20 protein-coding genes are annotated in these 18587 nt (G+C 34.8%); 17 read left to right on the top strand and 3 right to left on the bottom strand.

Features of this window, described 5'->3' with window-relative positions:
* Position 1: 1 nt before the first annotated feature.
* Positions 2 to 868 (bottom strand): Cof-type HAD-IIB family hydrolase, encoded by an 867-nt coding sequence (locus BN55_RS09330; protein ID WP_008471899.1) that lies wholly within the window; start codon positions 866 to 868, stop codon positions 2 to 4.
* A gap of 75 nt (positions 869 to 943) precedes the next feature.
* On the opposite strand from BN55_RS09330, the gene BN55_RS09325 reads away from it, so the two are divergent.
* From BN55_RS09325 to tsaE, 3 genes are read left to right on the top strand one after another with little or no spacing between them, the layout of a single operon-like run.
* Positions 944 to 1639 (top strand): uracil-DNA glycosylase, encoded by a 696-nt coding sequence (locus BN55_RS09325; RefSeq protein ID WP_008471898.1) that lies wholly within the window; start codon positions 944 to 946, stop codon positions 1637 to 1639.
* Between the two features lie 58 nt (positions 1640 to 1697).
* The gene (gene pta / locus BN55_RS09320) at positions 1698 to 2672 is read left to right on the top strand and encodes a phosphate acetyltransferase (RefSeq protein WP_008471897.1); all 975 of its coding nucleotides are present in this window, start codon (positions 1698 to 1700) and stop codon (positions 2670 to 2672) included.
* 6 nt (positions 2673 to 2678) lie between these two features.
* Positions 2679 to 3161, top strand: coding sequence for a tRNA (adenosine(37)-N6)-threonylcarbamoyltransferase complex ATPase subunit type 1 TsaE (gene tsaE / locus BN55_RS09315; RefSeq protein ID WP_008471895.1), 483 nt, complete (start codon positions 2679 to 2681; stop codon positions 3159 to 3161).
* A 20-nt stretch (positions 3162 to 3181) separates the two neighbouring features.
* Here the strand turns inward: tsaE and BN55_RS09310 are convergent, their stop codons facing one another.
* On the bottom strand, positions 3182 to 3715 hold the full coding sequence (locus tag BN55_RS09310) for a 3'-5' exonuclease (RefSeq protein WP_008471894.1): 534 nt from the start codon (positions 3713 to 3715) through the stop codon (positions 3182 to 3184).
* Between the two features lie 103 nt (positions 3716 to 3818).
* On the opposite strand from BN55_RS09310, the gene murB reads away from it, so the two are divergent.
* From murB to crcB, 12 genes are all read left to right on the top strand, one after another.
* Positions 3819 to 4724 (top strand): UDP-N-acetylmuramate dehydrogenase, encoded by a 906-nt coding sequence (gene murB / locus BN55_RS09305; RefSeq protein ID WP_008471893.1) that lies wholly within the window; start codon positions 3819 to 3821, stop codon positions 4722 to 4724.
* Positions 4725 to 4790: 66 nt separating this feature from the next.
* Positions 4791 to 5885 carry an ABC transporter ATP-binding protein gene (locus BN55_RS09300; RefSeq protein WP_008471892.1) on the top strand — a complete coding sequence of 365 codons (1095 nt, stop codon included), beginning with the start codon at positions 4791 to 4793 and terminating at the stop codon, positions 5883 to 5885.
* A 4-nt stretch (positions 5886 to 5889) separates the two neighbouring features.
* Positions 5890 to 6705 carry an ABC transporter permease gene (locus BN55_RS09295; RefSeq protein ID WP_040469601.1) on the top strand — a complete coding sequence of 272 codons (816 nt, stop codon included), beginning with the start codon at positions 5890 to 5892 and terminating at the stop codon, positions 6703 to 6705.
* Entirely contained in the window at positions 6702 to 7496 is a 795-nt protein-coding gene (locus BN55_RS09290; RefSeq protein ID WP_008471890.1) for an ABC transporter permease, read from the top strand. Before BN55_RS09295 ends, BN55_RS09290 begins: the two co-directional genes overlap by 4 nt.
* Positions 7493 to 8566 (top strand): ABC transporter substrate-binding protein, encoded by a 1074-nt coding sequence (locus BN55_RS09285; RefSeq protein WP_008471888.1) that lies wholly within the window; start codon positions 7493 to 7495, stop codon positions 8564 to 8566. The genes BN55_RS09290 and BN55_RS09285 overlap by 4 nt, the downstream gene beginning before the upstream one ends.
* Before the next feature lie 42 nt (positions 8567 to 8608).
* Complete coding sequence (gene cdaA / locus BN55_RS09280) at positions 8609 to 9454, top strand: diadenylate cyclase CdaA (RefSeq protein WP_008471887.1); 846 nt, start codon at positions 8609 to 8611, stop codon at positions 9452 to 9454.
* Positions 9451 to 10425: a CdaR family protein gene (locus tag BN55_RS09275; protein ID WP_008471886.1), complete on the top strand. Its 975-nt coding sequence runs from the start codon at positions 9451 to 9453 to the stop codon at positions 10423 to 10425. Before cdaA ends, BN55_RS09275 begins: the two co-directional genes overlap by 4 nt.
* A 37-nt stretch (positions 10426 to 10462) precedes the next feature.
* The gene (gene glmM, locus BN55_RS09270; RefSeq protein ID WP_008471885.1) at positions 10463 to 11821 is read left to right on the top strand and encodes a phosphoglucosamine mutase; all 1359 of its coding nucleotides are present in this window, start codon (positions 10463 to 10465) and stop codon (positions 11819 to 11821) included.
* 238 nt (positions 11822 to 12059) lie between these two features.
* Complete coding sequence (gene glmS, locus BN55_RS09265; protein ID WP_008471884.1) at positions 12060 to 13871, top strand: glutamine--fructose-6-phosphate transaminase (isomerizing); 1812 nt, start codon at positions 12060 to 12062, stop codon at positions 13869 to 13871.
* 69 nt (positions 13872 to 13940) lie between these two features.
* On the top strand, positions 13941 to 14750 hold the full coding sequence (locus BN55_RS09260) for a Cof-type HAD-IIB family hydrolase (RefSeq protein ID WP_008471883.1): 810 nt from the start codon (positions 13941 to 13943) through the stop codon (positions 14748 to 14750).
* Positions 14751 to 15140, top strand: a complete 390-nt coding sequence (locus tag BN55_RS10065; protein ID WP_008471882.1) for a fluoride efflux transporter FluC — start codon at positions 14751 to 14753, stop codon at positions 15138 to 15140.
* On the top strand, positions 15141 to 15494 hold the full coding sequence (gene crcB, locus BN55_RS09250) for a fluoride efflux transporter CrcB (RefSeq protein ID WP_008471880.1): 354 nt from the start codon (positions 15141 to 15143) through the stop codon (positions 15492 to 15494).
* A gap of 32 nt (positions 15495 to 15526) precedes the next feature.
* On the opposite strand, the gene BN55_RS09245 is transcribed toward crcB, so the two are convergent.
* Complete coding sequence (locus BN55_RS09245) at positions 15527 to 16765, bottom strand: DUF4097 family beta strand repeat-containing protein (protein ID WP_008471878.1); 1239 nt, start codon at positions 16763 to 16765, stop codon at positions 15527 to 15529.
* Positions 16766 to 16833: 68 nt separating this feature from the next.
* On the opposite strand from BN55_RS09245, the gene BN55_RS09240 reads away from it, so the two are divergent.
* Together BN55_RS09240 and BN55_RS09640 are read left to right on the top strand one after the other, a co-directional pair.
* Entirely contained in the window at positions 16834 to 17352 is a 519-nt protein-coding gene (locus BN55_RS09240) for a VanZ family protein (RefSeq protein ID WP_008471877.1), read from the top strand.
* Positions 17353 to 17411: 59 nt separating this feature from the next.
* Positions 17412 to 18521 (top strand): C39 family peptidase, encoded by a 1110-nt coding sequence (locus BN55_RS09640; protein ID WP_008471876.1) that lies wholly within the window; start codon positions 17412 to 17414, stop codon positions 18519 to 18521.
* Positions 18522 to 18587: the final 66 nt, after the last annotated feature.

The raw sequence follows: 18587 nt of genomic DNA, 5'->3' as shown, positions 1-18587 counted from the left end.
GTTAATTCTCACTTAAAAAATGTTCAATAGCAAAGGCAACTCCATCTTCATTATTAATTTTAGTAACAAATGAAGCTAATTGTTTGATTTTAGGTATTGCATTAGCCATTGCAACGCCGACTCCAGCCATTGAGATCATGGATTCGTCATTTAAGTTGTCGCCGATAGCTGCAACTTCTTCTGTTTTATACCCCTGTAGTTTTGCATAATCCATTAAAGCAATTCCTTTTTGAGCTTTGATACTATTGATTTCAATATTATTAGCGCCACTAGCAGTAACGACAATATTGCCTAAATTAGCAAGGTCTTTTTTAATAGATTTAAAAGCTTCTTCGCCTCGATTATTGAAAGCAATTAATTTCATCACTTCAAAGTTGGGCTGAGAAATAAGTTCACGATAGTCTTTAACAAAGTTAACTTTTAACACTTGATCAGATCCTGCTGCAACAGAAACTGCTTTTTTAAAACTGATATTTTTATTTAAACCAGTAACTAGATGAGCAAAATTAGCAATCCGTCGCATCTTCGAATTGGAATATACATGTTCAGCGGTAATTATTTCAAAATAATAGTCTGTTTTTTCTAAAAGATGAATAATTTCAAGTGCTTTATCGCGTTTTATAGGTTCTTTGACCATTAACTTACCTTGAGTATTAAAAACCATCGCTCCATTAAGATTGATAAACCCAGTTTTAATACCTGCACCTTGAACTAATTTTTTAGATTCAGCGGGAGCACGGCCAGTAGCAATTAAAAATTCAATGCCATTGGCTTGTGCTTTTTTGATCGCCTCGATATTTTTTTGAGAAATTTGCATTTTGGAGTTTAATAAGGTTCCGTCCATATCGCTAGCAATTAATTTAATCATGACTTTGCCTCCAACATATTTATATGTTTATAATATCATGAAACCAGATTCACAAATATATTGAGGTAGGTATTGATGAAAAAATTAATTGGAAATGACTGGGATGAAATTTTAGCTCCAGTCTTTGAAAGTCAACAATATCAACAATTGCACAATTTTTTAAAAAATGAATATGCCACAAAAAAGATTTATCCAGATATGTATCATATTTTTACGGCATTTAAGTTAACGTCTTTTGCCGATACAAAAGTAGTAATTCTAGGTCAAGATCCTTATCATAATCCTGGTCAAGCTACAGGGATGAGTTTTAGCGTTAATCCTGGAATAGCGCTGCCGCCATCGCTGCAAAATATTTATAAAGAATTATACGATGATGTCGGGGCAGTTCCAGTCAAGCATGGTTATTTAAAAAAGTGGGCTGATCAAGGCGTGCTTTTATTAAATGCAGTTTTAACGGTGCCATATGGGCATGCTAATGGCCATCAAGGTAAAGGATGGGAACTTTTAACAGATCAAGCAATTAAAGCGCTAAGTGCACGTGGTAAAGTGGTCTTTATCTTATGGGGACGGTTTGCTCAAAATAAGATTCCACTAATTGATACCAACAAAAATACAATTATCAAATCGCCTCATCCTAGTCCTTTTTCAGCTAACCGTGGCTTTTTTGGCTCGCGCCCATTTTCTAAATGCAACAAAGCGCTTTTATCTTATGGAGAAAATCCAATTGATTGGCAATTGCCAAGTGAAGTTAGTCAAGATGAAGTAGTTTAATATTTTATCTGTACGATGAATTAAGGTAAAATAAAAAGAAAAAGTGAGGACGTCTCTAATGAAAGTATTTGAATTATTAAAAAATAAAGCACTTGAAAACAAAAAGACTATTGTGTTTCCAGAAGGTACGGATAGCAGAATTTTAGAAGCTGCATCAAAATTAAACGCTGGTGGTTTTGTCGAACCTATTCTTTTAGGAAAGCCTGAACAAGTAACAGCAGCGGCTCAAAAAGAACATATTGATCTTGGTTCAATTGAAATTATTGATATGGATAATTATGAACATTTCGATAAGATGCTAGCTGATCTAGAAACTTTGAGAAATGGCAAAAATACTACAGATGAATGTCGTAAGATGCTTACGCAACCATCATATTTTGGTACGATGCTTGTTTATGAAAAAATTGCTGATGGTATGGTATCAGGAGCCACTCATTCCACTGCAGATACAGTTCGTCCAGCTTTACAAATTATTAAGACCAAGAAAAACATGAAACGTGTTTCTGGTGCAATGATTATGGAAAAGGATAATGAAAAATATATCTTCGCTGATTGCGCCATTAACATTGATCCAGATAGTGAAACATTAGCTGAAATTGCATATCAATCAGCACAAACTGCTAAGATGCTTGATATTGATCCTAAGGTTGCGATGCTCAGTTTCTCAACTAAGGGGTCAGCTCAAGGTCCAATGGTTGAAAAAGTCGTTAAAGCAACTGAAATTATGCATGAAAAGCATCCTGAAATTGCTTGCGACGGAGAATTGCAATTTGACGCAGCTTTTGTACCATCGGTTGGTCAAGCCAAAGCTCCAAACTCTAAAGTTGCAGGTCACGCAAATGTCTTTATTTTCCCAGAATTGCAATCAGGTAATATTGCTTACAAAGTTGCCCAAAGAATGGGTAATTATCAAGCAGTTGGTCCAGTTTTGCAAGGCTTAGCTGCTCCAATTAATGATTTATCTAGAGGTGCTAGCAGCGAGGATGTATTTTTATTAGGAATTTTAACTGCAGCTCAAGCAAATATGGAGTAATGACTAATGACAATTAGTATAGAAATTAATTCAGATGAAGAGATGCAAAATTTGGGTCAGCTTTTAGGTAAGACTGCTCAAGGACATGATCTTTTATTATTAAATGGAGATTTAGGAGCTGGAAAAACTACTCTGACTAAAGGAATTGCAAAGGCATTAGGCATTAAAAGACCAGTTAAAAGTCCAACCTTTACCATAGTTAGAGAGTATCGCGAAGGCTCTATGCCATTATTTCATATGGATATGTATCGTTTGGAAGATGGGGACTTGTCCAGCATTGATATGCCGAGCTATTTGGCTGAAAATGGGTTAGTTGTCATTGAATGGCCAGAATTTATCATTGATTCTTTACCAGATGATTATTTACAGCTAACAATCAAGCGAATAGATGATTCTTGGGATTCAACTAAAAGAAAAATTGAAGTTGAAGCAGAAGGTAAAAGAAATCAAGATTGGTGGCAAGGAGTTGCCAAGAATTTAGAGAAGTAAAGAAAAAACTAGTTAAGTTTTTAAACGAGCTTAACTAGTTTTTTTATTGGTTCATCGCCGAATCGCTGATTTTGTTTAATTAAAATTTCCGCACAGGCTTGACTATCGCTTAATGCATTATGATGATGCCATAAATCGATATCTAAGGCTTCCGACATGGTATCTAGTTTATGATTTTTAAGATCAGGTTCAAACAATTTGCTGGTAGCCAAGGTATCGATTGCCATATAATGCGGAGCTGCAATATCATAACGAGCAAGTGATTTTTCCATTACATTGCAGTCAAAGCGAGCATTATGGGCAGCTACCATCATCCCTGGCTGAAAGAGCTTTTTAATTTTAGGCCAAACCTCTGCCATAGTAGGAGCATTTTTTACATCGTTCGCGGTAATGCCGTGGACTTTGATATTTTGAGCGTCAAATGGCATTTGTGGATTAATCACGGTATAAAATTGATCGATTATTTTGTTGTTGCGAACTAAAACAAGAGCTAATGAGCAGGCACTTTCAGGATAATGATTAGCCGTTTCGAAGTCCATCGCTGTAAAATTCATAATTTACTCCTTTTTATTTTATTTTTAGTATAGCACATGGTAGATAAATACACCTTTTTTGCGTTATCATTATAAGGATAATAGAACAAAGGAGTCGCTAAAAATGAAGTTAATGGATTTAAAAGATCAAGGGATTGATATTCAAGAAAATGTTCCACTTAGTCGATTTACTTTTACTCAAACTGGTGGTCCTGCTGAATTTTTAGCTTTTCCAAAAAATTTAACTGAATTAAAGCAATTAGTAGAAACTGCGAAGCAATTAAGCATTCCACTTACAGTGATTGGTAATGCGTCTAATCTGATTATTCGCGACGGTGGAATTGAAGGTTTAGTTTTAATTTTAACCAAGATGGATGAAATTACTGCTGATGAAAAAAATCATACTGTTACAGCTCAAGCCGGTGCGCGAATTATTGATACTTCTGAAGCTGCTTGTCAGGCAGGCTTAACGGGGTTAGAATTTGCTGCTGGCATTCCAGGCAGTGTAGGCGGTGCAGTATTTATGAATGCAGGCGCTTATGGTGGCGAAACTGAATTTGTTATTAAGTCAGTTGATGTTTTGACGCGTAACGGAGAATTTAAAACTTATACCCACGATGAAATGAATTTTGGCTATCGTTATTCTCTTGTTCAAGATACTGGTGATGTTGTAGTAAGTGCAACTTTTGGTCTGGAACCCGGAGATAAGCTCGCAATTAAAGATAAGATGGAATATTTCAATGGCTTAAGAAGAGCAAAGCAGCCGTTAGAGTATCCTTCTTGCGGTAGTGTATTTAAGCGCCCTAAGGGTCATTACGTGGGTCCAATGATCATTAAAGCTGGTCTGCAAGGTAAAAGAATTGGTGGAGCAGAAGACTCAATGAAGCATGCCGGTTTTATCATTAATGTTGGTGGTGCAACTGCAACGGATTATTTAAACTTAATTCATTTAATCCAAAAAGAAATTTTGAAGAAATTTGGCGTGACTTTAGAAACTGAAGTTAGAATTATTGGAAAAGAAAAGGACTAAAGAGTCTTAAAGCTATTAAAGCTACAAGTATCGAGACTTGCAGCTTTTTTTATAGGGGGATTCGGGATGGCAGATATTATTAGACTAGAACATGTGAGAAAAGAATATGATGACGGCTTTGTAGCTTTAAAGAATATCAATTTAAAAATTGAGTCAGGAAAATTTTATTCTTTACTGGGTCCATCTGGCTCTGGAAAAACTACGATTCTTAGAATAATTGCTGGTTTTAGCGAACCTACGCAAGGAAAAGTCCTTTTTGATGGTCAAGATATTACACATTTAGATGCCTCAAAGCGTCAAATCAATACCGTTTTTCAAAATTATGCTTTGTTTCCTCATATGAACGTTTATGAAAATGTCGCTTTTGGCTTGCAACTAAAGAAAAAAGATAAAAAAGAAATAAAGATGGCTGTCAAAGAAGCCTTACACATGGTCCAATTAGATGGTTTTGCAGGACGTGAAATTTCTGAACTTTCTGGAGGCCAGCAGCAACGTGTGGCCATTGCTCGTGCGCTAGTTAACGAACCCAAAGTATTGCTGTTAGATGAGTCGCTATCTGCGCTTGATAAAAGATTGCGTAAAGATATGCAGTTTGAATTACGTGAAATTCAAAAAAAGCTGGGAATCACTTTCATTTTTGTTACTCACGATCAAGAAGAAGCTCTAGCGATGAGCGATGAAATTTTTGTCTTAAATGAGGGAAAAATCCAGCAAAGCGGCAGCCCCGTCGATATTTACGATGAACCGGTGAATGACTTTGTAGCGCGTTTTATTGGCGATTCTAATATTTTAACTGGGCGGATGATTAAAGATTACGAAGTGGAATTTGGTAATCATCGTTTCGAATGCGCCGATGCAGGAATTAAGCCGGGAGAAAAAGTTGAAGTAGTTTTAAGACCTGAAGATTTAGATATTGTTGACTTAGAAAAAGGTAAGTTAAGAGTACAAGTAGAAAGTCAGCTATTTTTAGGCGATCACTTTGAAATTAAGGCTAAAGATAGCGATGAAAACGAATGGCTAATTCATTCTACAAATTCTACTGAAATAGGTAAGCAAATTGGACTTTACTTTGATCCAGAAGATATTCATGTTATGCGTTTTGGTGAAAGTGAAGCCGAGTTTGATAAGCGGTTAGAAGCATATGAAGGAGATGAAGAATAACGTAATGAAAAAAAGTAAGCTAATATTTGTAATTCCCTATGTGTTATGGCTGATTTTATTTGTAATTGCACCAATTGTTTTAATTACGATCAATGCATTTTCTGATGGTCATGGTTTTACATTAGATAATTTTAGAAGATTTTTTGTTGATGGCACTTTTTTGAGAATGACGCTAAATTCATTTTGGTATGCATTTTTAATTACGTTATTCACTTTAATTATCTCTTATCCAGTAGCTTATATTTTGAGTCAGTTAAAGAATCAACAATTCTGGCTCTTATTGATCATTTTGCCTACTTGGATCAATTTATTATTAAAGGCCTATGCTTTTATTGGAATCTTCGGCCAGCACGGCCTAGTCAATAATTTCTTACACTTATTTGGTATTGGACCGCAAAATATTCTTTTTACAAATTTTGCTTTTATTTTTGTGGCAGCCTATATTGAAATTCCATTTATGATTTTGCCAATTTACAATGCTATTACTGATATTGATCCAGCTGTAATTCAAGCCGCGCGGGATTTGGGCGCTAATAAATGGCAAACCTTTATCAAAGTATTATGGCCTCTTTCTAAAAGCGGTGTAGAAGCAGGAGTTCAAGCAGTTTTTATTCCTTCACTATCTTTGTTTATGCTTACGCGTCTAATTGGGGGAAATCGCGTTATTACTTTAGGTACTGCAATTGAAGAATATTTTATGACTACGATGAACTGGCCGATGGGGTCGGCAATTGGAGTTATTTTAATTTTCTTAATGGTTGTTGTGATGTTAATTACGACATCTTCAGATAGTCATCATAAAAAGAGGATAGAACTATGAAGCGAATAAAAATTTCTCATATTTATCTAGCAATAGTTTTATTTTTGCTATATTTGCCAATCTTTTACTTGATCTATTACTCTTTTTCGAGTGGGCAGAATATGGACCACTTTGAGCATTTTACTTGGTCTCATTATCAGGACTTATTCAACGATAATCGACTACTAGCAATATTTTTAGAAACTATTGTTTTAGCTTTATTATCAAGTTTAATTGCAACTGCTGTTGGTACTTTTGGCGCGATCGCAATTGATGAAACTAAATCAAAAAAGGTAAAAAAGAGTTTTTTAGCCTTAAATAATGTTTTAATGGTTTCTCCTGATGTAATTATTGGGGCAAGTTTTTTGATCTTTTTTACTGCTTTAGGATTTGGCTTGGGATTTGGATCAGTTTTATTAAGTCATATTGCTTTTTCGATTCCAATTGTAGTGTTAATGGTGCTTCCACGTTTAAAGGAATTTGATCATTCTTTAATCGATGCAGCTTCTGATTTGGGGGCTAATAGCTGGCAAACTTTTACTAAAATCACTTTACCTGCAATAACTCCAGGAATTCTAGCTGGCTTTTTTATGGCTCTAACTTATTCATTGGATGATTTTGCAGTTACATTTTTTGTAACAGGGAATGGTTTTACAACATTGTCAGTAGAAATTTATTCTAGAGCACGCCAAGGAATTAACTTAGAAATAAATGCTCTGAGTACTTTGATGTTTATTTTTGTGTTAATTTTGGTAATTATTTATTACTTTATAACTAATAAAAAGTCACGCAATCGGAGGACGATACTATGAAAAAGATTATTATCAGCATCTTATCAATTATTATCGTCTGCTGCGGTTTGGAATTTTGGGCGCATGATTTAAACAATCACGATGTTTCTTCAAATAGCAAGAATTTAGTTATCTACAATTGGGGCGATTATATTGACCCTAAGTTAATTAAAAAGTTTGAAAAACAGACTGGCTATCATGTTATTTATGAAACATTCGATTCAAATGAAGCAATGTATACCAAAATCAAGCAAGGTGGCACTTCTTATGATATCTGCGTTCCATCTGATTACATGATTTCGAAGATGCGCAAGGCTAATTTATTAGAGAAAATTAACAAAAAAGAGATTCCTAATTATAAAAACATCGGCAAGCAATTTTTACATCAATCATTTGATAAAGAAAATGAATATTCAATTCCATATTTTTGGGGCACTTTAGGAATTGTTTATAACGATAAATATATTAAAAAAGGTTCCATCCAGCATTGGAATGATTTATGGAAAAATAATTATCGTCATGATATTTTACTCGTTGACTCAGCGCGCGATATTATGGGGATGTCTTTAGCTTCAATGAATTATTCGATGAATACCAAAAATTCTTTGGAATTAAAATTAGCAAAAACTAAGCTAGATGGCTTAGGTCCAAATGTAAAAGCTATTATTTCTGATGAGTTAAAAATGTATATGATTCAAAATGAAGCTCCAATTGGCGTTACTTGGTCAGGCGAAGCGCGGACAATGTTAGATCAGAATCCGCATTTGCATTATGTTGTGCCAAGCGAAGGATCAAATTTGTGGTTTGATAATTTTGTAATACCAAAAACTGTGAAAAATAAGACAGGTGCATATAAATTCATTAATTTTATGCTTGATCCTAAAAATGCAGCCCAAAATGCGGAATATATCGGTTATTCAACGCCAAATAGCTTAGCGAAAAAACAGCTGCCTGCTAAATTAAGAAACGATAAGCAATTTTATCCATCTGAGCAAACTATGAAGAATTTGCAGGTATATGAAGACTTAGGTCCAAAGAAAATTCAAGAATACAATGATTTATTCTTAGAATTTAAAATGTATGCCCGTTAAATCAAAGTGTTAGGTATAATTAGTTAGTAAAAGGAGGGGCATATGAAGTTTGATCTACAGAGCATTTTAACTTGGCAAAATTTAATGAATGTACTAGATATACTGATCGTTTGGTATATCATTTATCGACTAATTATGCTGGTTCGAGGAACTAAGGCGGTCCAATTAGTTAAAGGAATTTCTTTAATTATTATCGTGCGAATAATCGCAGGATTTTTAAATTTACATACTTTAACTTATTTTGTGGATCAAATTCTTTCTTGGTCAGTAATTGGAATCATAGTGATTTTCCAGCCTGAAATTCGTCGTGGATTAGAGCATTTGGGGCGGTCTCCAATTTTTGGTGGCAATCCTGTTAGTGAGAAAAAGACCTCTGAAAGAATGGTCCATGAGCTTGATAAGGCCATTCAATATATGTCTAAACGAAGAATTGGTGCCTTGATCACTATTCAGCAAAGCACTGGTTTAGAGGATTACATTGAAACTGGAATTCCGCTAGATGCTGATATTTCTGGAGAATTATTGATTAATATTTTTATTCCGAATACTCCGCTTCATGATGGGGCTGTTATCATCCGAGATAATAAGATTGCAGTAGCTGCAGCATATTTACCACTATCTGATAACAGTACAATTCCCAAAAAATTAGGAACGCGCCACAGGGCAGCTGTCGGGATTTCTGAAGTTACTGATGCCATTACGATTGTTGTTTCAGAAGAAACTGGTGGCGTAACTATTACGCGTAATAGTCAATTCATGCTTGATTTAACGAGAGCTGAATATATGAAATATTTGACTGCACAATTAGTACCGCCAGAAGATGAAAAACCAAATTGGTATCAAAGAATTGTAAATAAGTTATGGAATTGGGGGTCAAATAAAAAATGAAACGTTTTTTTGATAAACCCTGGTTTTATAAAATTCTTGCTTTATTGTTAGCAATTTTATTGGCTATTTATATTAATAATAATCAGCAAGGCTTTGCCCCAAAAGGACAACGTAATCAAACGATTAAAACAGCTACTCGTAAAGAAACATTGAAGGTTCCTTTACAAGTTTCGGTTAATACTGATAAATATTATGTTACTGGCTACCCTGAAAAAGTTTCACTGACAATTTCTGGTTCAAGTGCTTTGGTAACCTCGACAATGAATACTCAAAATTTTAGAGCATTTATTGATTTAAGTCGTTTAAAAACTGGCACTCATAAAGTACCTGTTAAAATCAATGGTTTGAGCAATCAACTCGCCTATTCTATAAAACCCAAAACGGTAAGAGTTACAATTCAAGATAGAAAATCTAAGTCTTTTCCTGTTCAAATAGAGTATAATAAGGGTGCTGTGCCTGATGGTTATCAAATTGGAACTGCAACTAGCGATCCTTCAGTCATTAATGTGACGGGTTCTAAGAGCGAAGTTAACCAAATTGATCGCATCGTTGCACGCGTCATTCTTCCTAAGGGACAGACTGAAACTTATAATCGAGAAGTAATGCTAATAGCAGAAGACAGAGATGGCCGACAATTAAATGTCGTTATGGATCCTGCTACAACGCATGTGCATGTACCAATTCATCTTCCTAGTAAAAAGGTGAAAGTAAATGTAACTTCTCATAATGAAAGTCAGAATAGGATTTATTCCTTAACTGCCAATCATTCGAGCGTTCGGCTTTATGGCAAAGCGAGCGTTTTGAAAAAGTTAAATGAAGTTTCGTTAGATGTAAATTTAGATAATATAAGTTCAACTACTACAAAAAAAGTAAATCTTGTATTACCTAAAGGTATCGTAAAGGCCGATCCCTCAGAATTTACAGTAAAAATTCGTGTATCTGAAAGCATGAATTCTGTGAAGAAAGAATAAATTTAGAAACAAAAATTAAGAAAGGTTGTTTATAAAAATGCTTAAGTACTTTGGTACCGATGGTGTGCGTGGTGTTGCTAACGCAGGTTTAACTCCTGAAATGGCATTTAAATTAGGTCGTGATGGAGGTTATGTTTTAACCAAAGATAAGAAAGATGGAGAAAAGGCAAAAGTTTTAGTTTCTAGAGATACTCGTATTTCTGGTCAAATGCTTGAATATGCTTTAATAGCTGGTTTATTGTCAGTAGGTATTGAAGTGTTAGAACTTGGCGTTATTACTACTCCAGGTCTTTCTTACTTAGTAAGAGCTCAAGGCGCTGATGCTGGTGTACAAATTTCTGCATCTCATAATCCAGTTCAAGATAACGGAATTAAGTTCTTTGGTAGCGATGGTTTGAAGTTATCTGATGCTAAAGAGGAAGAAATTGAAAAATTAATCGATGCACCAGAAGATAAACTTCCTCGTCCATCTGCTGAAGGTTTAGGTACTGTAACTAATTATCACGAAGGTGCTTCTAAGTATCTTCAATTCATTGAAAATACCTTACCAGAAGAATTAGGCGGTATTAAAGTTGTAGTAGATGGCGCTAATGGTGCATCTAGTGCTTTAATTTCACGCTTATTTGCAGATATGGGAGTAGACTTCACTACTATTGCTACTCATCCAAATGGTTTAAACATTAACGATCATGTTGGTGCTACTCACACTGAAAAACTTCAAGAAGAAGTCGTTAAGCAAGGTGCTCAATTAGGTTTGGCCTTTGATGGGGATGCTGACCGCTGTATTGCTGTTGATGAAAATGGTAATGAAGTAGATGGCGACCACATTATGTATGTTATCGGCTCATATTTAGCTGATCATGGCCGTTTGAAGAAAGATACTATCGTAACTACTGTTATGAGTAATCTTGGCTTTACTAAAGCTTTGGAAAGACGCGGTTTGAAGAATGTTAGAACTCAAGTTGGTGACCGTTACGTTTCAGAAAAAATGAGAGCTAACGGTTATAACTTGGGTGGAGAACAATCTGGGCACGTTATTATTAGTGATTACCACAATACTGGTGACGGAATGCTTACTGGTTTACATTTGCTTTACGTAATGAAGGATACTGGTAAGTCATTAAGCGAATTGCTAGAAGACTTTAAAGAATACCCACAACGCTTAATCAACGTTCCTGTAAAAGATAAGAAATCTTGGAAAGAACATGCAGCAATTACTGATGCAATTGATACTGTCGAAAAAGAATTGGGCGATGAAGGAAGAATCTTTGTAAGACCTTCTGGAACGCAAGATTTACTTCGTGTGATGACTGAAGCCCCAACTCAAGAATTAGCTGATAAATATTGTGAACAAGTTGCAGATATTGTTAAGCAAGAAATGGGTAGCAAAGATTAATCGATAAAATAAAGCTTTAGGAGAAATCCTAAAGCCTTATTTTTTTTGCTTTTGTATTAATGCAAAAGCAAAAAAATATGAATTGGTATGTACCTTAAAAGCAAAGTAGACCATTTACAGATAAATGCTTGACCTTAGAAAGAAAGTTTACTATTATATCAATTGCGATAGCTTTTTTAAAAGCAAAAACACAGTCTAGACCACTTACTCAAGTGGTTGGATAAAAGGAGATAAAAATATGTGTGGTATTGTTGGAGTAGTCGGAAAGCCTGCTCGTGATATTGTATTAAATGGTTTAAAGAATTTGGAATACCGTGGCTATGATTCAGCAGGTATTTATTTAAATGATTTAAATGGGCATGAATATCTAACTAAGGCAGTCGGAAGAATTAGCAACTTGGAAGATAAGCTAACTCCTGATGAACAAGGTTTAGTGGGAATTGGACATACACGTTGGGCTACGCACGGTAAGCCAACTGTTGATAATGCCCACCCTCACGTATCAGAAGATGGTCGTTTTTACTTAGTACATAACGGCGTTATTGAAAATTACGCTGAATTAAAAGAGAAATATCTTTCAGATGTTAACTTTAAATCTACTACTGATACTGAAGTTGTTGTTCAATTAGTAGCTAAGATTGCTCGTGAAAAAGATCTTGATGGTTTTTCAGCATTTAAAGAGGCTTTGAAGTTAGTTAAGGGTTCTTACGCTTTCTTATTGGTTGATGATACTGAACCATCTCATATTTTCATTGCTAAGAACAAGAGTCCAATGATGCTTGGTTTGGGCGATGGTTTTAACATTATTGCCTCTGACGCGATTTCAGTTTTAGATCAAACTAAGACTTTTATTGACTTGCAAGATGGTGATGTTGCTGATGTAACTAAGGAAGAAGTAGTTATCGAAAACCTCGATGGCGAAAAGGTTGAAAGAAAACCTCATACTTTAGATATCGATCCAAATGCTGCCTCCAAGGGTACTTACGAATTCTACATGCTCAAAGAAATCGATGAACAACCTGCAGTAATGCGGCGTTTATCTCAAACTTATTTTGGCGCTGATGGCGATGTGCGTGTTGAACAAAGTATTGTTGATGCAGTAGCTGAAAGTGATCGAATTTATATTTTAGCTGCTGGTACTAGTTACCACGCTGGCTTAGTTGGTAAGAATATTATTGAAAAGTATGCTGACATTCCAGTTGAAGTAGGTTTGGCTTCGGAATTTGGTTACCATTTCCCTAAGTTATCTAAAAAGCCTTTCTTCATCTTCTTATCGCAATCTGGTGAAACTGCAGATTCACGTGTAGTCTTAAAGCAAGTTAACGAAAGAAACCTTCCAAGTTTAACTATGACTAATGTTGAAGGCTCTACTTTATCTCGTGAAGCAACTTACACTATGCTTTTGGAAGCTGGTCCTGAAATTGCCGTAGCCTCTACTAAGGCATATACTGCTCAAATTGCAGTTCAAGCAATTTTAGCTAAAGCAGTTGGTGAAAAGAAGGGGCTTCAAGACGCTAAAGATTTCGATTTGAAGAACCAATTAGCCTTAGTTGCTGAAGGTATGCAAGAATTAGTTGATGGTAAAGAAAAGATCGATGAACTTGCTAAGAAGTACTTAGCTAATACTCGCAATGCATTTTACATTGGGCGTGGAGTAGATTACGCAGTTGCATTGGAAGGTGCTTTGAAGCTTAAGGAAGTTTCTTACATTGAAACTGAAGGTTTTGCTGCAGCTGAATTAAAGCACGGAACAATTGCCCTAATTGAAGATGGTACTCCAGTTATTGCTTTGATCAATGATCCTGCAACTGCAGATTTGACTCGTGGTAATATTCAAGAAGTTGAATCACGTGGAGCAAATGTAATGACCTTTGTTGGTAAGGACTTTGCACGTAAAGATGACGATGTTATCTTACCTCAAGTTGATTACTACATGTCACCATTATTAACTGCAGTACCTGCACAATTGCTTGCTTACTATGCATCTAAGAATAAAGGTTTAGATGTAGATAAGCCAAGAAACTTAGCAAAATCAGTTACTGTTGAATAATCAGAAAAGATGCCTTTTTAAAAGGCATCTTTTTTTCTATAATTAAAAATAGATATAAAGGGGGATCATATGTTGATAAAATTAATTGCTGTTGATTTAGACGGAACCTTATTAAATTCTGAGCAAAAAATTACTACGCTAACTAAAGAAGCTTTGCAAAAAGCTGCAGCTATGGGAATTAAAGTTGTACCTTGTTCGGGTCGTCCATTTCCAGGGGTCAAAGAATATTTAGAAGAATTAAATTTAGCAGATAAAAATCAATATGCTGTTACTTTTAATGGTGCGCTTGTTTTTAATTTGAGTGGTAAGGTCCTTGTCAAGGAGTTGCTTAATTATACTGATTTAAAATATTTTTATGATCTTGGTCAAAAATATGATATGCAATTTCATTTTGAATTAGAAGATCGTTTTGTGACTAGCGAACATTTCTTGAATTATTTCATGTCACGCGAAAGTTGGCTTACTAGAATGCCAATTGAAGTAACTAATTTTGAAAAAATTGATCAAAACATTGCTTTTACTAAAGGAATGTTTAGTGGTTCACCAGATAGAATAGTGGAATTTTTGAAGCAGTTGCCACAAGAACTTTTTGAAAAATATAATGTTTCTACTTCTGATCCGACTTTAGTTGAAATCAATAGTTTGACAGCTTCTAAAGGAAATGCTCTTAAGGAATTAGGCCAAACTTTAGGAATTGCCTCAGAACAAATTATGATTTTTGGCGATCAAAGAAATGATCTTTCGATGTTTAATGAGTCGGGATTTCATAAAGTGGCAATGGGTAATGCAATTGATGAAATTAAACAAAAAGCTGATTTCGTTACAAAAACTAATGATGAAGATGGAATTGCATATGCTTTAGGAGAGCTGGTATTTTAAATGTCTAAAAAGTGGGAAAACTATCTAAGTGTGGCATTTTTTGCCTTTTTTGGAGGAATTTTACGTGCGTGGCTCAATAGTTTGTGGGCTTTTAAAGGCACGATGCTGGTAAATGTTGTGGGCTGCTTTTTATTAGCGTTTTTAACTTACTTTTTTATTAATTATCGAGAAGGGCGCGATTGGCTGGCGACAGGACTATCTACCGGATTTGTCGGAGCCTTTACGACATTTTCAACTTTTCAACTTGAGACTTTAAAGCAGATTGAAAACGGTCAAGTCAAAGTTAGTTTATTGTATTTTTTTGGATCGTTAATAGTTGGATTATTGTTTGCGTTCTTAGGGATGATACTTGGCGACAGATTAGGCAAGAAATTAGGTGAAAAAGCATAAATGATAACAGCGTTATATATTGGGCTAGGTGCTAGTTTAGGTGCCATTAGTCGTTATGCAATTACAAATTTTGGCAAAAAGCATTTTTCGCATGTGTTCCCATTTGCTACTTTATTAATTAATCTTTCTGGAGCATTTATCTTAGGGTTTTTGTTTGCTAAACAAGTTTCACCAGTCATCTATGCGTTTTTAGGAACTGGAATTTTGGGTGGCTATACAACATTTTCAACTTTAAATACAGAATTAATTGGCCAATTAAAAGATAAAAAGATAAGACGGTTTTTACTTTATTTGATCTTGTCTTATGCGGGTGGATTGATTTTAGTTTTTGCAGGTTATTTTTTAGGAAAATAGTGCATATAAAAATGAGTTTAGTTCTGCTAAACTCATTTTTTTGTTATAAGGGTAGTCACATCAATATGTCCGACATCGCTTTTTAAAACAGCTAATGCTGGTGCATCTTCTTGGTTTAAATAGCCCTTCATGATGTTAAAATTGTCGCTAGCATAGATAATTGTATCCATCGGTAAGTTGATACGACCTAGATTTGTTTCTGCGTTGAAGCGCATCGGAAATGATTCTGATGCAAGTTTTAAATGGATATTTCCGCTAATGTTTTTAACGTTGATAGTGTCTTGAAATTTAGAATTTAGGCTTAATTTGCAGTTACCAGAATGCGTCACAATATCAGTTTTTTTAATGATATTTGCAAATTTAATATTTCCACTGTTAGTAGTAATTTCTGTATTCGAATTAATTTGATCAAGATGCAAATTTCCGCTTTTATTATTGATTTGAATGGCTTGACCAGTGATGTTAGTTAAATCGATACTGCCGCTACTTGTGGTAATAAGCATTGCTTGTTCGGTATTCGAGCAATTAATTGCTTCGGCTTTAATTTTTCCTGACTGGCTGTTGATGTGCCAATTTTGACTAAAACAGTTAGTCATTAACAAGTTACTAGATTTCAAATCTGCTTGGAATCGTTTGACTTTTAAATTACTTAACAAAACTCGTCCAGAAATATTAGTCAAATCTAGCATGCAGTGTGAGCTTAAGCCGATTAAAGTGACTTTTCCTGACTGGCTGCGGACAGTTAAAAAGCTGGCATAATTGTCTGGAACAAACAATAAAATTTTATTTTTAAAAAGACCAACTAATTTACGTGGTCCCTGGGTAATTTTGACCACATTACCAACTTTTTCGATTGTTGAATAAAGCTTAGGAATATCGCGTGACATGAGGTCTTTAACAATTAATTGATCGCCTTTTGTCGGTAAAATAATTAAGTCTCCGATTCGGTAATTAAAGTGCAGCTCTGTGATATTGGCTAAGTTAACCGTAAATTCATTAACTGATTTTAATTCTAAAATTTGAATAATGCTCTTTTCGAGTTGTTTGAGCATGACCGCAGAATTTTGACTATCGGCTGCTTGATTGATTAAATTTTCTAGTTCTTTGAGTAGAATAGAAATATTATTTTGTGCAGTTTCGGCATTGATTCCTTGGCTAATATCAAATTGAATCTGCTCATCTACACGTTCTAAAAATTTGTTTGTTAAATTTGGAGTTTCCGGAGAATGGGGAATTTTAGTTAAAAGTTTTTTAATTTTGTCTTCAAACATAGTTTGCTCCTTATAATTATTAATTGTAGTATAAAACAAAAATGTTTTGGAATATAGGTAAGGAAAGTATGAAAAATTATAAATTATCAAAATGGGAATTATTTTGGATCATCGCCGCCATTATTATTTTAGTTGGGCTATTTATTTCTAGTTCGATGACTTATCATGAGCAAAAAATTCAACCAGGATTTTTGAATCGGCATTTTGCTTTTTTAGAGCATTATCTTTCTGGATTGCAGATTAATTATGGCGGAAAAATGCACAGTGCTAGTCTTAACGGTAGCGCTGCCTTTACAGAATTTGTAATTAGAAAATTTGCTCATTTTGCAACGTATTTTTTACTTGGCGTTACTTTGTATTTAGCTTCAAAACCCGTTTATCGCTTGAAAATAGTTAGTCCAATTAATAGTTGGTTAATGATTGTGGGATTAGCTGCTTTAGACGAGTACCACCAATATTTGACTGGCGATCGTACCCCAAGCGTGCATGACGTGATGTTAGATGCTAGTGGAGCATTAGTTGGAATTTTATTAGTAGTGATTATTCAGTTAATAATCTATGCCGTTAAAAGGACGAAGCAAAGCTAAATAGGTCTTTTCAGTACTTAAAAAATATTTTAAAATAGTTTTTTGGAGGCTAAAAGATAATGAATTTTAAAACGAGACTAACGTTTTCAAGTGCTCTTTTATTAAGTGGACTTGTTTTGACAAATTTTTCTTTGAAAAACAATCGTACTGTTTACGCAGCAACAGTAACTGATCAAAAGCAAACTGTAAAAATTAATTATTCTGGTGGTGGCGGGGTAGCCGTATGGAATAATTATCAAGCTCCTCAGCATGTAACTGGTAAATATTTAGCTAATAATACTAATTGGAAATCTTTCAAGGTCGCTACCTTAGACAATCAAAGAAAGTGGTATAACCTTGGTGGCCAGCAGTGGATAGATGGTCAATATGTTTCGACTAATTCGCAAGCAAATAATGCGCCAGCTAGTGATAATTCCCAATACCAAGTAAAAGAGACTAAAGGAACTGCGCATATTACCTATTCTGGTGGTGGCGGAGTAGCTGTCTGGAATAACTATGATAATTCACGTAAAATAACCGGCAAATATTTGGCTAATAACACGAATTGGCATTATTTTAAGATCGCCACTGGTGATAATAAGACTTGGTATAACTTGGGTGGCAATCAATGGGTAGATGGTCAATATATTACTGAAAATCAAGAATATATTTTGCCATATACTTATTACAGCCAATTAACGCCAACTTTTGCACCTAGTGCTTGTGAAGCAGCTAGTTTAAAGATTGCGATGTCTGTTAAAGGAATCGGTAACAATTTATCAGTTAAAGATGTAATTGATAAAATGCCGCGGGCTTCAACTCCAGATAAAGGATTTAATGGTGACCCATATAAATTTGCTGGTGGCAAGTTTATTACGATTTATCCTGAACCGTTAGCCGCCTATGCAAGATCATTAGGTGCTAATGCTTTTAATATTTCTGGAGCTTCTGAGCAAGCATTAATTAATGAAATTAAGGCTGGCAATCCAATAATTGTCGCATGCAATTTGCACATGCAAGATTCTAGTTCATATCACGTTTCAACGATTGTTGGCTATCGCCCAGGCGCATTTTTAATTGCTGATCCTTATCGTTATGCTAATGAATCAGGTAAGGTATTTTGGGTAGATATGAATAAATTTATGAGAATTTATAACTATCGTGATAAGAAAGCTGTCGTTATCCGCTAGAAAATCCATTGAATTTAAACCTTGACTGCGGTATTATTGACAAGGTTAACTATATTAGAAAAAAGA

This window comes from Lactobacillus hominis DSM 23910 = CRBIP 24.179, from assembly GCF_000296835.1.
Classification (GTDB): Bacteria; Bacillota; Bacilli; order Lactobacillales; family Lactobacillaceae; genus Lactobacillus; species Lactobacillus hominis.
Note: the sequence above shows the minus strand (reverse complement) of the source record. Positions and strands in the feature narration are given on the sequence as shown.

What these genes read in the sequence shown, in the direction of transcription:
- BN55_RS09330 (WP_008471899.1), bottom strand. Translation starts at nt 868, where the DNA reads ATGATTAAATTAATTGCTAGCGATATGGACGGAACCTTATTAAACTCC.
- BN55_RS09325 (WP_008471898.1), top strand. Translation starts at nt 944, where the DNA reads ATGAAAAAATTAATTGGAAATGACTGGGATGAAATTTTAGCTCCAGTC.
- pta (WP_008471897.1), top strand. Translation starts at nt 1,698, where the DNA reads ATGAAAGTATTTGAATTATTAAAAAATAAAGCACTTGAAAACAAAAAG.
- tsaE (WP_008471895.1), top strand. Translation starts at nt 2,679, where the DNA reads ATGACAATTAGTATAGAAATTAATTCAGATGAAGAGATGCAAAATTTG.
- BN55_RS09310 (WP_008471894.1), bottom strand. Translation starts at nt 3,715, where the DNA reads ATGAATTTTACAGCGATGGACTTCGAAACGGCTAATCATTATCCTGAA.
- murB (WP_008471893.1), top strand. Translation starts at nt 3,819, where the DNA reads ATGAAGTTAATGGATTTAAAAGATCAAGGGATTGATATTCAAGAAAAT.
- BN55_RS09300 (WP_008471892.1), top strand. Translation starts at nt 4,791, where the DNA reads ATGGCAGATATTATTAGACTAGAACATGTGAGAAAAGAATATGATGAC.
- BN55_RS09295 (WP_040469601.1), top strand. Translation starts at nt 5,890, where the DNA reads ATGAAAAAAAGTAAGCTAATATTTGTAATTCCCTATGTGTTATGGCTG.
- BN55_RS09290 (WP_008471890.1), top strand. Translation starts at nt 6,702, where the DNA reads ATGAAGCGAATAAAAATTTCTCATATTTATCTAGCAATAGTTTTATTT.
- BN55_RS09285 (WP_008471888.1), top strand. Translation starts at nt 7,493, where the DNA reads ATGAAAAAGATTATTATCAGCATCTTATCAATTATTATCGTCTGCTGC.
- cdaA (WP_008471887.1), top strand. Translation starts at nt 8,609, where the DNA reads ATGAAGTTTGATCTACAGAGCATTTTAACTTGGCAAAATTTAATGAAT.
- BN55_RS09275 (WP_008471886.1), top strand. Translation starts at nt 9,451, where the DNA reads ATGAAACGTTTTTTTGATAAACCCTGGTTTTATAAAATTCTTGCTTTA.
- glmM (WP_008471885.1), top strand. Translation starts at nt 10,463, where the DNA reads ATGCTTAAGTACTTTGGTACCGATGGTGTGCGTGGTGTTGCTAACGCA.
- glmS (WP_008471884.1), top strand. Translation starts at nt 12,060, where the DNA reads ATGTGTGGTATTGTTGGAGTAGTCGGAAAGCCTGCTCGTGATATTGTA.
- BN55_RS09260 (WP_008471883.1), top strand. Translation starts at nt 13,941, where the DNA reads ATGTTGATAAAATTAATTGCTGTTGATTTAGACGGAACCTTATTAAAT.
- BN55_RS10065 (WP_008471882.1), top strand. Translation starts at nt 14,751, where the DNA reads ATGTCTAAAAAGTGGGAAAACTATCTAAGTGTGGCATTTTTTGCCTTT.
- crcB (WP_008471880.1), top strand. Translation starts at nt 15,141, where the DNA reads ATGATAACAGCGTTATATATTGGGCTAGGTGCTAGTTTAGGTGCCATT.
- BN55_RS09245 (WP_008471878.1), bottom strand. Translation starts at nt 16,765, where the DNA reads ATGTTTGAAGACAAAATTAAAAAACTTTTAACTAAAATTCCCCATTCT.
- BN55_RS09240 (WP_008471877.1), top strand. Translation starts at nt 16,834, where the DNA reads ATGAAAAATTATAAATTATCAAAATGGGAATTATTTTGGATCATCGCC.
- BN55_RS09640 (WP_008471876.1), top strand. Translation starts at nt 17,412, where the DNA reads ATGAATTTTAAAACGAGACTAACGTTTTCAAGTGCTCTTTTATTAAGT.